Genomic DNA, 14,098 nt, shown 5'->3' with positions numbered 1-14,098 from the left:
AAGAAAAGGCGACCCGGAGATCGCGCCCCGCTGCGCGGGGTTCCCGTGTCGCCGAACCCTGAAGCGGGGCGCGGCTAAACTCGCTACGCTGCGCTTCGCTCAAACAGACGCCGCACCTTATCCGCTTCAGGGCCCGGCGCCACGGCGCGATCAACGGGATAAAAGCAACGGCAACGACAAAAGCCAACGGCAACTACAACTGCAACGGCAAAAGCCAACGGCAACTGCAACGGCAACTGCAGGCGGGCCGCGAGCACCTTGGGCTTTCTGCATCACCCCAACGCCGCGTCGTGCTCGATGCGGCGGATCAGGTATTCCTGATCGTCACCAGCTTGGACAAACCCAGCATGTTGACGTCGCGCACCGATTTCACTTCCCAGTCATAGCGCAGTATCTGTTCATCGAAGCGGAAGTCCGAGCGGAAACCTATGCGATTCGCCAAAGACCGCACCGAGCGTTCCATCAGCCACCAGAAGCGGCTGCCGCTGAAGTGGTTGACGATGACAATCGTGCCGTTCTTGCGGCAGACGCGGCGGATTTCCGCCACCAGGCGCGCCGGATCCGGCGTGACCGAGAGCACATAGGGCAGAACGACGCAGTCGAAATAGCCATCCGGGAAGTCCATCGATTCGGCGTTCATCAGCGCGAGCTGGATATTTCTGTCGGGAAGCTCGTCGGCGCGGCATTGCGCGATCTTCAGCATATCGGCCGACACATCGATGCCGACGATCTCGCATGCGCACGGATACTGCCGCAGCGTCAGTCCGGTGCCAACGCCGACTTCAAGCAGCGAGCGCGGCTGCGAAGCGCAGGCCGCCTCGGCAAGTGCGCGCCTGCCGGGCTCGAAAATCGCGCCGAACAGGCGGTCGTAAAGCGGTGCGTAAAAACGGTAGGTGCTGATGACATTGTCGACGGAAACCGGTTTCATAGAGGTATTGGGGGCTTGTCAAACTGTAATCAGAGACGTTCCCACACCGGAAAGTTCTGAACAAGCGCAGGCTTCTTGCCGATTTCGAAATCTGACGCGCGTTGGTTGCCTAGCCCGTGCGCCGCGACGCGCGCCGATCAACCGGGGAACGATGCACATAACCTTCGCGCTGCGCGTCTGTGCCCGCCAGCGGCACCTGCACCGACACGGTGACGCCTTCCTCGGGCGCGCTGCTGATGTCGAGTTCGCCGCCCAGCGACATGATCCGCTCGCGCATGCCGCGCAGACCGAAGGAGCCCGGCTTGTGCGCGTCGGTGGACATGCCCAGGCCATTGTCGGCGATGCGCATGAGCAGCTTGCCATCTTCAAGCTTCAGGCGCACCTCGACACGGCTTGCGCCGGAGTGGCGGCTGACATTGGTCAACGACTCCTGCAATACCCGGAACAGCGCGGTGGCATGGGAGTCCGGCAGGTCGATATCAGGGAAATTGGCCAGCAGCCTGGAATCGATCCCGGTTTTCTGCGTGAAGTCATTGAGCTGCCATTCGGCCGCCGCATGCAGGCCGAGATCGAGCACCGCGGGACGCAGATCGTTGATGATCGCGCGCACGCTGTGCACCAGGTTGCCGATGGTGGTTTGCATGCCGTCGAGCTGAGACACCAGCGCCGGATTGCCGGCCTGGCTGGCCTGCAGAATGGACAGGTCGATGCGCAGCGCCAGCAGTTGCTGGCCGAGATCGTCGTGAATTTCCTGGGCGATGCGTTTACGTTCTTCTTCGCGCACGACTTCCTGGTGTTCGGCCAGTTCGCGCACCGAGAGCGCCGACTGGCGCAGCGCGTTTTCCATGTCGCGGTGCCAGGTGATGTCTTCATGCACGATCAGAAAGCGCGGCGGATCAAGAGGCAGCAGGCGGCTGACCGTGGCGCGATACCAGTGATCGGCCAGCGCGACCGAGCAAGAGTAATCCATGGAAAATTGCGGCATTTTGCCGTCCAGCACTGCCCGCAGGCCGGCGGCAAAGCGCTCGGCATCGACCACGCCGTGTGCGTTAGCGCGCTCGCAGACCTCCAGATAATTCATGCCGACGCTGTTCAGACGGCTGAAGCTGAGCAGGGCTTCGTTCAACGCCAAGATGCGCGCGTTCTCATCGATCACGAGAGCATGCGGCGCAGGCGTCTTGTCGGCATGCGTGGCGCGGGCCGGCATTTCCAGCGCGTCGGCATCCTGCGTAGCAGGGGGGTGTTCCAGGTGCTGTCTGCGCGCGAGCAGTGCAATGACGAGGACGTTGCACAAAGCAGCGCACGACAGGAAGAACAGCAGCATGCGCTTCATGCCGGCGTCGGGCGGCTCGGCCAGCCCGATGGCGAACCAGGCCGCTGCGCCGAGCGCTGCCAATACCAGCATGCAAGCGAGCAGCGCAGGTTTGTACAAGCCGCCTTCAGGTGTCGTCATATTGCGTTTCCCTCGCCATCGCGCTGTGGCCATTCATGGCTGTGCATGCCGGGCGATGAGCTGCGCCGGGCGTCGGGGCGTTTTCCCGAGTCATTTCGCATGCTGCACTTCAATTCTGAAATGCCAACGGCAGCAAACTTAATATTTTAAAAATGTTTCGGGAAAGGGAGAAGTCCTTGCGTACCGGAAAGCGTGCTCCGGATGCGGCGAGACGGGCAGGGGCCGTGCCATTCGGGCTGGTGCGATGCCTGTCCAACGTTGCAGCAATCTTGCGCCAGGTTTTGCAAACCGGTCTTGCTGCGTCACCGATGCGCTGTTTGGCATCAATTTTTCTACCCTATGCCTGGCGCGCTGCATTAACGCATTGCCGGGCGGCTTGCGTCTCGCCCTGTTCCCCACCGGGTCCATGCCGCTGACGCCCATGTGCGCCCTGCGATTTGAAATGCTAATTCCCGAATTGCGCCGGGTATGTCATTCGGTCAAGAAAAACAAACACAATGAAATAATGAATAGCGAAATTGCTATTTTTTGCGAAAGCCTATTGGCGATGTCGCATTTTTTCACCGCACAAAAATAAGAAGTGGTGCTTTACACGAGTTTCCTCGTGGATATAATGGCTTTTCCGTTGAATGCCATTTACAGGAAACGCCATGACGAATTTCCACTCCGTCATCATCAAGCCGCGCATCATTGTGGTTGACGTCAGCATGCATTGCATCGACCAAGCGCTGCTCGACGCTGCCGGCGGCGCGATCTACGGCGCTTATCACTACGATGAAGCCGCGCCAGTGCTGCATGAAAACGGAAGCGCTTCCTATATCGCCTATCCGCTGTGCGTGACACCGCTGAGAGCAGTGGCAGGATTTTCGGCGCAGCGCGCGCTTGGCGCGAAATATGAAGAATTCGCAAAAAGCGGAATGCCGATCGCTGCGGAATATTTGAATATCGTTACCGAACGTTTCGGGCCGCCGCAAATTTTTCCCGATGTTGTCATTGCGGATAAAAGCAATTATCAGCAGGCGTATGCCGATATCCTGAATTCCTGCTTGGCGCTTGCGCATAAAAAAGTGCCGCTCTGGGTCTCCCGAATTCGGAATAAAAAAACACTGCAGGTACGTCGGAAAAGCATTGCCGTGCAAAACGCGGCGCCGACGCCCGAGCATTTCCTGATCGATTACCTGACTGCCGACGGATCGCGCGCTTCCTTCGGCATCGACATGCGCCATCATGTGGATCCAGCGCTGCCGCGGCCGGCATCCGCGAGCGCATGGAGCACGCCGGCGGAGATCCTGTGCGCGGTCGAAAAGCAGTTTTCGCGCTGTGCGGACATCAATCGAGGCGACTATGAAGCCTTTGAAGTTCCGGTAGGCTCCCGCCTGCTGCGCGAATCGTTTTTCTGGGCGCGCGCAAGTGGCGAGGACGAGATATTGCAGGTGCGTTCGGCGGTGCCGGGTTCGGGGCAATTTACCTTGTCCTACCTTAGCGTCACTGGCCTGCCGTATGAAATCGATCTGCGTATCGCCGTCAACAATGGCGCCGGTCTGCTCGGCTCGGTGGATTGGCTTGATATCGCAGTCGCGATCGAAGAGGAATGCACGAGCTATCCGGGCTTCGATGTGGATCGTTACAGCGTGATCGAAATCTGCGACGGCGCGCGCATGCAGAGGGAGATGTTCCTGCCGCAACGGGACAGGACGCAGCCAGTGCGCGCCGCTGCCTGAAAAATGCTCAGGACTTCTGACTGTCAAGCTCGGCAATGATCAGGTTGCCGATTTCAATGGCCGGCTGACGGTCGTTCGGGCCGGAAGACAGCGAGGTCCAGACGATGATCGTGGTCCGCGTATCGGGATTGTGCAGCATGTAGGTGTTGTACCCCGGCAATTGCCCGGTATGGCCGTAGTAGCGCCCCACGCGTCCCAGTCCCCAGCCGTAATGCAGGGAGTCCGGTCCGGTGTTTGCCGGATCGGTCGGCAAGCAGCTTTCCAGCCGTTGTTTCTGCCATTCCGGCTGCAGATAGCCGCCGCCGACCATGCGCTCCACGAAGGCGGCCAATTCACGCGCGGTCGATATGCCGCCGCCCGCAGTCCATGCCCAGGACCGATTCCAGTTTGTTGCGTCGCGCAAGAGCGTGACGCCGGCTTGCGCGTCTTGGGATGCGGCCGATTGTGCTTGTCCGCCTTCATCGCCAATAGGACCGTATTGATAGCCGCGCGCATACGGAGCAGGCAGTCGAGTCTTACCGGCGCGTGGCAGAGAGGTATGACCCAGGCCGAATGGCGTGAACAGCCGCCGCTGCATTTCCACCGCAACCGGGCGCCCGGTCACTTTTTCGATGACCTTGCCCAGAAGCACAGTGTTGGTATTGGAATACGCGTACTGCGCGCCTGGCGCGAAGGCAGGCGGATGGCGGAATGCGATAGCCAGCAAATCGTCCGGTCGATAGACATGGTAGGGATCCCGCTCCATGCGTTTGATGAACGCCGTGTCGCGAGTGTAGTTGAATAGACCGCTGCGCATGTTGAGCAGTTGCTCGATCGTGATATGGCTGCCGTTCGGCACGCCTTTCACATGGCGGGAAATCGGATCCGACAGTCCCAGCCTGCCTTCCTGAGCCAGTTGCAGGATCACCGTGCCGGTCCAGGTCTTGGTAACGCTGCCGACGTGGAAGTGATCGTCGATGCCAACCGCATCCTTCCCGCCCAGGGTGCGGGTGCCGAATGCCTGTTCCCAGTTGCCTTGCGCGGACTTTACCAGCACGACAGCGCCTGGAGCGAGCGTCTGTTTCAGTACCTCTTCTATGCGTGGTCGCAAGGTCTGCGCATAGGCGGGAACATCCGGCGCGGCACGGCTGGCACTGGATGCGGCAAGTAACAGGAGGCAGAACACGGGGCGCAACAGGGGCGTGGGCAGAAGGCGAAGCGGAGTTTTCAAGGCATTTCCTTTCCGGCGAATCACGTGGCGTGGGGATGAGGTGGGCGTTTATCAACTCAGCACGTCGAATGACGGCATGCGCTGCTGAGCCGTACCTTAGGTGAAGAAAAAACGATGCCGGTTCGCCGGCGTATTGCTCGCGGGAGCGCCGGGACGCGCCGTAGGGAAAACGGCTATCGCGACAGAATCAGTGCGCCAGGGCGCGACGCATCGTGCTGGCCGACAGCGCGGATAATGGCCTGCGCAATCTTGTCGGCGCCGCTGCTGGAAGGCTCGATCGCATTCGCGTAGTCGGACGGCTGGCTGCAAATGCTGCGCAGATCCAGCACGCCCAGCCGGTGCTCTGTGGCGACGCGGATGATCACGTCGTCGAACAGCGCCGCCGCAGCCATGATGCGTTCGCGATAGGCAGGGTCAGGAAAGTTGCCGTTGTAGATCGTGCAGATCGTCAGCGGCAGGCCGGGCTGCATCGCCGCGGCGACGGCGTCGCGGTAACTGCTTTCAAACTCGCGCAGCAAGCGCGCCATCAGCGCCAGCGCTTCGCCCACCGAACGCGATGGCTGCTCCAGAATGTTCTGGCGCATCAGCGCATCATTGCCGCCGATGCTCATCACCAGGTGGCTGGCGTCCCCGGACAGTCGGGCAACCTGGGCAGCGATGTCGCGCGTAACTGCACCGTCCACCGCGAGCAGACTGGCTTTCCAGCCTTCCGCAAGATGGCTGCGCAGGCGCGCGAGCACATCTGGCTTGCCGTCGACATAACGGGCATTGTCGAAAACCGAGTCGCCGAGAAGAACCACGTGCTTCATATTCGCTCCGCGCTGTGCGGCGCCAAGCGCGGCGCCTGCCATGCCCAGCGCGGCCAGGCTGAGGAATGCTCTGCGAGCACATGCCATCGCCAACTCCTTTTGCCGGGTTGTTGGGGAAAGACTGCGTTCGCGGGCGGGCGTTCCCTCGGCAACAGCGCGGACGGGGCGGTGGTAGCATAGCCCGCTGCAATGGCAGTCTTTCCGCTGATGATCCCCATGCCTTCCGATCTCCTTTTTCCGCCGCAAGCCCCGATTGACGACGCATCGCTCGAACGCCTGGCGGAATTTGTCGCCAGCCATGCGCGTCTGCTGGTGCTGACCGGCGCCGGCGTCAGCACCGCATCCGGCATTCCCGGCTACCGCGATGCGGATGGCGACCGGCGTGGCAGGGCGCCGATACAGGGTCCGGAATTTCGCGCGTCGGACGCAGTGCGGCGGCGCTACTGGGCACGCAGCATGGTCGGCTGGCCCTTGCTCGCGGCGGCGCGGCCGAACACCGGGCATCGCGCGCTGGCGGCTTTGCAACGTGCTGGTCGGGTGGCATCGGTTATCACGCAGAATGTCGACGGTCTGCACGGCGCGGCGGGCAACAGCAATGTGCTCGAGCTGCACGGCAATATCCACCGAGTGCGATGCCTGGAATGCGGGACAGAGCAGTCGCGTGCGCAATTGCAGGAGTGGCTACTCGCGGCCAATCCCGCGCTGGCTGGCGCATCGGCGCGTCCGGCGCCGGACGGCGATGCGCATCTCGAACCCGACTCGCTGGTGCACTTCCGTACGCCGAGCTGCGCAGCCTGCGGCGGCATGCTGCAGCCGGATGTGGTGTTTTTCGGCGATGCGGTGCCGGCAGTGCGCACGCAGGAGGCGAGCCTGCGTGTCGATGGCGCCGATGCACTGCTGGTGCTGGGCTCGTCGCTGATGGTGCATTCGGGCTACCGGCTCATCACGCGCGCCGTGAACCGCGGCATACCAGTCGCTGCGGTGAATCGGGGCAAGACCCGGGCTGATGCGCTGCTCGCTTTCAAGATCGAGGAATCGACGGAACATTTTCTGCCCTGGCTTGCCGAACGACTTTCCGCAGACATGCTGTGACGGCGCAAGCCTGCCACGCTGCATTTTTATATTCTCGTGCCGGCTATTGAAACATTCGCCATAGCAACCATATCCCGGCAGCCTGGACTTATCGAAAGTTTCATAAAAACTCGCTATGAGATTAATTGGTACTATCGATTTCATTTTTCGATAAGTCTTCGCTATTCTCCACGCATCGCAACTTCTTCAACACCAAGGGAATTCACCATGTCGCTGATCAATACCCAAGTTAAGCCTTTCAACGCCACCGCGTATCACAACGGCAAATTCGTGCAAGTCTCGGATGCCGACCTGAAAGGCAAGTGGTCCGTGGTCGTGTTCTATCCGGCTGACTTCACCTTCGTTTGCCCGACCGAACTGGGCGATCTGGCCGACAACTACGACACCTTCAAGTCGCTGGGCGTGGAAGTGTACGGCGTGTCCACCGACACTCACTTCACCCACAAAGCCTGGCACGACACGTCGGAAACCATCAAGAAAATCCAGTACCCGCTGATCGGCGATCCGACTGGCGTCATCACCCGCAATTTCGACGTGATGATCGAAGAAGAAGGCCTGGCGCTGCGCGGCACCTTCGTGATCAATCCGGAAGGCCAGATCAAGCTGTGCGAAATCCATGACAACGGCATCGGCCGTGATGCCAAGGAACTGCTGCGCAAGGTGCAGGCTGCCCAGTACGTGGCATCGCATCCGGGCGAAGTGTGCCCGGCCAAGTGGACCCCGGGCGCCGAAACCCTGGCTCCGTCGCTGGACCTGGTCGGCAAGATCTAAACGACATATCTCCCAGGCCGCGCCGAATCCGGGCGCGGTTCGCAAGATGCCGGGCGCATTGCCGGCCCGGCGGCAGTACCACCCCCACTTCAGCCTTCCCCATCCGTGTCGCCCGAGGCTGATGCGGAGGCAGTACTGCACCCTCAGGCATTCCGAAGTACCCCAAAGCATCGCCAACCCCATTGACATCGAGAGCGAACATCATGCTGGACGCGAATCTGAAAACCCAATTGAAGGCTTACCTGGAGCGGGTCACCCAGCCGATCGAGATCACGGCTTCGCTGGACGACGGCGACCGGTCGCGCGAAATGCTGGCGCTGCTGCAGGATATCGTTGGCCTGACCGACAAGATCACCCTGATCGAGCGCCGCGACGACACCGAACGCAAGCCATCCTTTGCCATCAACCGCAAGGGCGCAGACATGGGCGTGCGCTTCGCCGGCATTCCGATGGGCCATGAATTCACTTCGCTGGTGCTGGCGCTGTTGCAGGTCGGCGGCCATCCGCCGAAGGTGGAAGCGGATGTGATCGAGCAGGTGCGCAATCTGCAGGGCGAATTCCGCTTTGAAACCTATATCTCGCTGTCCTGCCAGAACTGCCCGGAAGTCGTGCAGGCGCTGAACCTGATGGCGGTGCTGAACCCGAACATCCGCCACGTGATGGTCGACGGCGCCCTGTTCCAGGACGAAGTGCAGCAGCGCCAGATCATGGCGGTGCCGACCGTGTTCCTGAACGGCGAAACCTTCGGCCAGGGCCGCATGGGCCTGGAAGAAATCCTGGCCAAGCTCGACACCGGCGCGGCGCAGCGCGATGCGGAGAAGATGGCGTTGAAGGAAGTCTTCGACATGCTGATCGTCGGCGGCGGCCCGGCCGGCGCGGCGGCGGCGATCTACTCGGCGCGCAAGGGCATCCGCACCGGCGTGGTCGCGGAGCGTTTCGGCGGCCAGGTGCTGGACACCATGGGCATCGAAAACTTCATCTCGGTGAAGGAAACCGAGGGACCGAAACTGGCGGCCGCGCTCGAGCAGCATGTGAAGAGCCATGACGTCGACGTGATGAATCTGCAGCGCGCCGCTGCGCTGATTCCGGGCGAGACCATCGAGGTGAAGCTGGAAAACGGCGCGAGCCTGAAGGCCAGGACCGTGGTGCTGGCCACCGGCGCGCGCTGGCGCCAGATGAATGTGCCGGGCGAGCAGGAATACAAGAACAAGGGCGTGGCCTATTGCCCGCACTGCGATGGTCCGCTGTTCAAGGGCAAGCGCGTGGCGGTGGTTGGCGGCGGCAATTCCGGCGTCGAGGCGGCGATCGATCTGGCCGGCATCGTCGCGCATGTGACATTGCTGGAATTCGATGTGAAGCTGCGCGCCGACGCAGTGCTGCAGCGCAAGCTGTACAGCCTGCCGAACGTGACCGTGCTGACCCAGGCGCAGACCACCGAAGTCACCGGCGACGGCGCCCGGGTCAACGGCCTGGTCTATACCGACCGGCAGAGCGGCGAATCGCATCGTGTCGAGCTGGAAGGCATCTTCGTGCAGATCGGCCTGTTGCCCAACACCGACTGGCTCAAGGGCACGGTGGCACTGTCGAAACACGGCGAGATCGAAGTCGACGCGCACGGCCGCACCTCGGTGCCGGGCGTGTTCGCTGCAGGCGACGCGACCACGGTGCCGTACAAGCAGATCGTGATTGCGATGGGCGAGGGCTCGAAAGCGGCGTTGTCGGCCTTTGATCATCTGATCCGCACTACCGCGCCGGCGGAAGAGAAGGCGGCGATCGCGGCCTGACCGGGTAGGGAGGCATCGGCTCGCGGTGTCAGGTCACGCGCCGAAAAACCCGCCACGTGTTGGCGGGTTTTTTCATGGGCTGGGGGCGGCGGTCTGTCGCCGGGCAGGTTTTCCGTAGGTTGGGCTGCCAAGCCCAACATGCTCACGCGGCCTGCAAGCGCCCGGTGTTGGGCTTGGCAGCCCAACCTACAAGCCGGCATGCGGACAAAAAAATGCCCGCCGGATGGCGGGCTCAAAATCAGATGTCAGTCCATGACAATCTGGGAGGGAGATTGCAATTCATGCGATTCCCTCGGGCAAGCAGAGCCGGTCTGTCGGAACCGGTGTCGTCGCCCTCAGGAGATTGCAGTATCGCGCCCGGATGTGTCGACAGTTTGTGCGGCATGTATCGGCCTTGATACATTCGTCCCAATTAATCCTGCGCGCGCGGCAGCGTCAGCCGCGCGATCAGACCGCCTTGCGCGGCATTCTCCAGCACGAGAGAGCCGCCGCATTGCGTCGCCGCCTCGCGCGCAATCGCCAGTCCCAGGCCGACGCCGCCGGTGGCGCGGTTGCGCGAATGTTCCAGGCGTACGAAGGGCTCGAATACCTGTTCCATCTGATCTTCCGGAATGCCCGGGCCGGCATCGCGGATCTCGATCTGCAGCCTGTCGTCCTCATCCTTCAGCACGATGCGGGCGCTATGCCCGTAGCGCAGCGCATTCTGCAGCAGGTTCGACAGGCAGCGTCGCAGCGCCAGCGGCCGGGTCGTGACCGGACGCGCGGCGCCGGCCAGCGTGACATCGTGTTCCAGTTCCTGCGCATCCTCGGCCATCGATTCCAGGAGCGCCGTGATGTCCAGCAACTGCCAGCCCTCGGCCGAGGCTTCATCGCGCAGGTAATCGAGCGTGGCGTTGAGCATCGCCGCCATTTCTTCGATGTCTTCGCCAAGCTTGTCGCGCGCCGCGTCGTCATTCAGGCGTTCCACGCGCAGCTTCATGCGGGTCAGCGGCGTGCGCAGATCATGCGACACCGCAGCAAGAAAACGGCCGCGTTCCTCCACGCCCTTGCGGATGCGCTGCTGCATGCGATTGAAATTGCGCGCCGCCTGGCGTTCTTCGCTGCTGCCGCTTTCGGCTATGGCCGGCTGGTCGAGGCTCGCGCCGAGGCGGGATGCCGCGTGCGCCAGGCGCTGCATCGGCCGCGCCAGCATGCGCGCGCCGAACCAGGCGGCCACGGTCAGCGCGAATAACTGGCTGGCAATACCGATCCAGAAATTGAGCGGCGGACGGCGTATCGCATGGCCGGCAATGATCACGCTGGCCGGCGGCGGATGATGATGCCCGGCGGCGCTCGGCGCATGCATTTCGGTCGGCGGCCGCGCATCTGGCGGCGGGCCATGATGGTCGCGCTCGCCGTAGATCAGCAGCAGCAGCGCGAACGTCATCAGATGGCTGACCATGATGGCCGCCAGCACCAGCAGGAACAGTCGCCCGAACAGGGTATCCGGCAGCAGGCGTTTCATCGGGCGATGCGCGCGTCGAACAGATAGCCTTCGCCGCGTATGGTTTTCAGAATCTTCGGATCGCGCGGATCTTCATCGAGCTTCTGGCGCAGCCGGGAGACCAGGAGATCGATGCTGCGGTCGAACGCGGTGCTGGCCTGGCCGCGTGCGGCATCCATGAGCTGGTCGCGGGTCAGCACCCGGCGCGGCCGCTGGATGAAGGTCCACAGCAGGCGGAATTCGGCGTTCGACAGCGGCACGATCATGCCGCGCGGCGTGGTCAATTGGCGGCTGCTGACATGCAGCACCCAGCCTTCGAAGCTGACTACGTCTTCATCGTGGCCGCTGCTGTCGTCGCGCTTGCGCTCGGGGCGGGCGCGGCGCAACACGGTATGGACCCGCGCTACCAGTTCGCGCGGATCGAAGGGCTTGACCACGTAATCATCGGCGCCGAGTTCCAGGCCTACCACCCGGTCGGCCGCTTCGCCGCGGGCGGTGAGCATGATGATGGGAATATCGCCCGCCGCACGCAACTGGCGGCACAGTGTCAGACCGTCTTCGCCGGGCAGCATCAGGTCGAGGATGATCACATCGGGTTGCTGCTCGACCATCGCGCGGCGCATGGCGGCGCCGTCTTGCGCGCCGCTGGCATCGATGCCGAAGTCGGCGAGGTAATTGCACAGCAGAGTGCGGATTTCATTGTCGTCATCGACGATCAACGCATGTATCGGCTTGTCCATCGCCCTCAATCTCGAACGCAAAAAAGCGTGCTGAAACGCACGCAGCCGCAGCATACACCGCGGCTGTATCGATCATGTATCGGGATTGCGTCAGGCTTGCTACAGGAGAAGCACTCAGGCTTCGCCGCTGCCGTGCCGGGTATTGGGTGTGGAGCCGGGTGTCTTGCCGCCCGGGTCTTCCAGTTCCCCGGGTTGAATGCCGGGCGGCAGGCCGGTATCGATGACATGCTTCACGTCATTGCGCTGCGTCGGAGCGATGTCGCGCGGATCGGCCGCCGGGCGTTCGCCATTGCTGGGTTCATTCTGCATGCTGGCCTCCAAACCCGTTTGGATGGACGTTGGCGCGCTCGGTTCCGCCGTGCCGAAACATGCTCAATGCCGTGGCGTGATCGACCGGCCCGAACGTCCGAACAACTGGCGCGCTTTTGCCACGGCCAGGGACAGCAGCACGCCGGTTGCGGCGACCAGAACGAATACGCCGGCAAACAGCGCCAGAAGCACCAGCACGGCGATTGCGGCGATGGCCATGCCGGCGATCTTCCAGCGCCACCAGGGTCCGAGCAGCACCTGCAGCGGATGACGCATGGCGCCAGCATCCTGCGTCGATTGCCGATAGGTGTATTCCTGCCCGCGGCGCGTCGACGCGTCATCAACGATTTCCCACTCCACTTTTTCACTCATTTCTTGTTCCTCAGCGCATCTCATGGTTACGGCATGCCGATCAACGGGCGACACACATGCTAATTCTCGTAAGTCGCATAAAAAACCGGAGTTTTGTGTATCTTCGGTTCGCAAAAAACGAAACCAGCAAGCGGCTTACATTTTCAGTAACATCGCCCGATGGACAATCTCAGCCACTCTGTTGCCGGCCTGCTCGCCGGCGAAATCCTGCACCGGGCATTGCCCGCCGAAACTGAACCGGCATTCGAACGCAGCCGTCATCGCTTGCTGCTGATCAGCTGCTGCCTGGCGAGCAATTTTCCTGACCTCGACCTGATCTACACCTCGCTTCTGCCCGCGCCGCTGGGCTATTTGCTGCATCACCGCGGCCATACGCACACCATCCTGTATGCCTTTCCTCAGGCGCTCTTGCTGGCGCTGCTGACCTGGCTTCTCTGGCCCGCGGCCCGGCACCTGCTGCGCGGCAGTGCGACGGCGCGGCTGGGCTGGGTGCTGGCACTGGTGACCGGCTTCGCGCTGCACCTGGGCATGGACTATTTGAACTCCTACGGACTGCATCCGTTCCATCCCTTCGATGCGCACTGGGTCTATGGCGACATGGTGTTCATCCTGGAGCCGGTGTTCTGGACCGCGTTCGGCGTGCCGATGTTCATGCTGTTGCCGCGTGCCTGGCTGCGCTGGGCAATGCCGGCTTTGCTTGCGGCCATGCTGGCGTTATTCACGGTGCGCGGTTTTCTTGCCTGGCAATCGCTGCTGGCGCTGTACGCGCTCGGCGCCGCGCTGGCTTGGCTACAGCTGAAATCGTCGCCAAGACAGCTTGCGGCGCTGTGCGCCGCCGCCGCGGTCGGTTGCGGCTTCGTCGCGGCCCAAGCTGGGGCTTCGCACGTGGCGCGGCAAATGGTGCAGGAAACGCTGAGCCGGCGCGACCCCGGCGCCCGCTTCATCGATGCCGCGATGACTGCATTCCCGGCCAATCCGCTGTGCTGGAGCGTAGTGGCGCTGCAGTCGTGGGAAGGGGAGTCGCGCTATCGGATCAGCAGCGGCATCGTCAGCATCGCGCCGCGATGGATGCCGGCGCTGTCCTGTCCCGCTTCGTTCATCGACCGCCCGGCCTTGCCCGATTCTCCGGAGACGCTGGCGCTGCTGTGGCGGCAGGACGATTCGTTGGCGCATCTGCGGCAACTGGCCCGCGATAACTGTCAATTCAACGCCTGGATGCGTTTTGCCCGCATGCCGTTGCTCGACAGCGCACGCGCTTCGGATGCGCGCTTTGCCAGCGGCCTGCGCGACAACTTTTCCACGCTGGATTTCAAGGCCTTCGCCGGCCAGGCGTGCGACGGACCGGTGCCGAGCTGGGGATATCCGCGCGCCGACCTGCTGGCCCGGCATGCGCCAGGTGGCCCCGGCGCACCGTACTGAGAGCCGC

At 62.5% G+C, this 14,098-nt stretch carries 14 protein-coding genes; 6 read left to right on the top strand and 8 right to left on the bottom strand.

Features of this window, described 5'->3' with window-relative positions:
* Positions 1–307: 307 nt before the first annotated feature.
* Together JJB74_RS23320 and JJB74_RS23315 are read right to left on the bottom strand one after the other, a co-directional pair.
* A complete protein-coding gene (locus tag JJB74_RS23320) occupies positions 308–928 on the bottom strand; it encodes a class I SAM-dependent methyltransferase (RefSeq protein WP_200595932.1) in 621 nt (206 codons plus the stop codon).
* Positions 929–1,037: 109 nt separating this feature from the next.
* Positions 1,038–2,381, bottom strand: a complete 1,344-nt coding sequence (locus JJB74_RS23315) for a sensor histidine kinase (protein ID WP_200595930.1) — start codon at positions 2,379–2,381, stop codon at positions 1,038–1,040.
* A 244-nt stretch (positions 2,382–2,625) separates the two neighbouring features.
* Between JJB74_RS23315 and JJB74_RS23310 the strand changes: the two genes are divergently transcribed.
* Positions 2,626–2,958: a hypothetical protein gene (locus JJB74_RS23310; protein ID WP_200595929.1), complete on the top strand. Its 333-nt coding sequence runs from the start codon at positions 2,626–2,628 to the stop codon at positions 2,956–2,958.
* Positions 2,959–3,031: 73 nt separating this feature from the next.
* A complete protein-coding gene (locus JJB74_RS23305; RefSeq protein ID WP_200595927.1) occupies positions 3,032–4,102 on the top strand; it encodes a hypothetical protein in 1,071 nt (356 codons plus the stop codon).
* A 7-nt stretch (positions 4,103–4,109) separates the two neighbouring features.
* Here the strand turns inward: JJB74_RS23305 and JJB74_RS23300 are convergent, their stop codons facing one another.
* Together JJB74_RS23300 and JJB74_RS23295 are read right to left on the bottom strand one after the other, a co-directional pair.
* Positions 4,110–5,312 carry a serine hydrolase domain-containing protein gene (locus JJB74_RS23300; protein WP_200595925.1) on the bottom strand — a complete coding sequence of 401 codons (1,203 nt, stop codon included), beginning with the start codon at positions 5,310–5,312 and terminating at the stop codon, positions 4,110–4,112.
* Positions 5,313–5,485: 173 nt separating this feature from the next.
* Entirely contained in the window at positions 5,486–6,208 is a 723-nt protein-coding gene (locus JJB74_RS23295) for an SGNH/GDSL hydrolase family protein (RefSeq protein WP_200595923.1), read from the bottom strand.
* Between the two features lie 129 nt (positions 6,209–6,337).
* Here JJB74_RS23295 and JJB74_RS23290 point away from each other — a divergent pair, with 129 nt between their 5' ends.
* From JJB74_RS23290 to ahpF, 3 genes are all read left to right on the top strand, one after another.
* Entirely contained in the window at positions 6,338–7,213 is an 876-nt protein-coding gene (locus JJB74_RS23290; protein ID WP_200595922.1) for an NAD-dependent protein deacetylase, read from the top strand.
* Between the two features lie 207 nt (positions 7,214–7,420).
* Positions 7,421–7,984, top strand: coding sequence for an alkyl hydroperoxide reductase subunit C (gene ahpC, locus JJB74_RS23285; RefSeq protein WP_200595920.1), 564 nt, complete (start codon positions 7,421–7,423; stop codon positions 7,982–7,984).
* A 203-nt stretch (positions 7,985–8,187) separates the two neighbouring features.
* Positions 8,188–9,768: an alkyl hydroperoxide reductase subunit F gene (gene ahpF, locus JJB74_RS23280; RefSeq protein WP_200595919.1), complete on the top strand. Its 1,581-nt coding sequence runs from the start codon at positions 8,188–8,190 to the stop codon at positions 9,766–9,768.
* Between the two features lie 412 nt (positions 9,769–10,180).
* Here ahpF and JJB74_RS23275 read toward each other — a convergent pair whose 3' ends face one another.
* The 4 genes from JJB74_RS23275 to JJB74_RS23260 form a co-directional block, all read right to left on the bottom strand.
* Positions 10,181–11,272 (bottom strand): ATP-binding protein, encoded by a 1,092-nt coding sequence (locus JJB74_RS23275; protein WP_200595917.1) that lies wholly within the window; start codon positions 11,270–11,272, stop codon positions 10,181–10,183.
* Positions 11,269–11,991: a response regulator gene (locus JJB74_RS23270; protein WP_200595916.1), complete on the bottom strand. Its 723-nt coding sequence runs from the start codon at positions 11,989–11,991 to the stop codon at positions 11,269–11,271. The genes JJB74_RS23275 and JJB74_RS23270 overlap by 4 nt, the downstream gene beginning before the upstream one ends.
* Before the next feature lie 114 nt (positions 11,992–12,105).
* Positions 12,106–12,300, bottom strand: a complete 195-nt coding sequence (locus JJB74_RS23265; RefSeq protein WP_200595913.1) for a hypothetical protein — start codon at positions 12,298–12,300, stop codon at positions 12,106–12,108.
* A 63-nt stretch (positions 12,301–12,363) separates the two neighbouring features.
* Positions 12,364–12,672, bottom strand: a complete 309-nt coding sequence (locus tag JJB74_RS23260) for a hypothetical protein (protein WP_200595912.1) — start codon at positions 12,670–12,672, stop codon at positions 12,364–12,366.
* 159 nt (positions 12,673–12,831) lie between these two features.
* Here JJB74_RS23260 and JJB74_RS23255 point away from each other — a divergent pair, with 159 nt between their 5' ends.
* Entirely contained in the window at positions 12,832–14,091 is a 1,260-nt protein-coding gene (locus JJB74_RS23255; protein ID WP_200595910.1) for a metal-dependent hydrolase, read from the top strand.
* Positions 14,092–14,098: the final 7 nt, after the last annotated feature.

Origin of the sequence: Noviherbaspirillum pedocola (assembly GCF_016632335.1) — a bacterium.
GTDB classification, from domain to species: Bacteria; Pseudomonadota; Gammaproteobacteria; order Burkholderiales; family Burkholderiaceae_D; genus Noviherbaspirillum_A; species Noviherbaspirillum_A pedocola.
The sequence above is the reverse complement of the archived record's forward strand: the minus strand, read 5'-3'. Positions and strand labels throughout refer to the sequence as shown.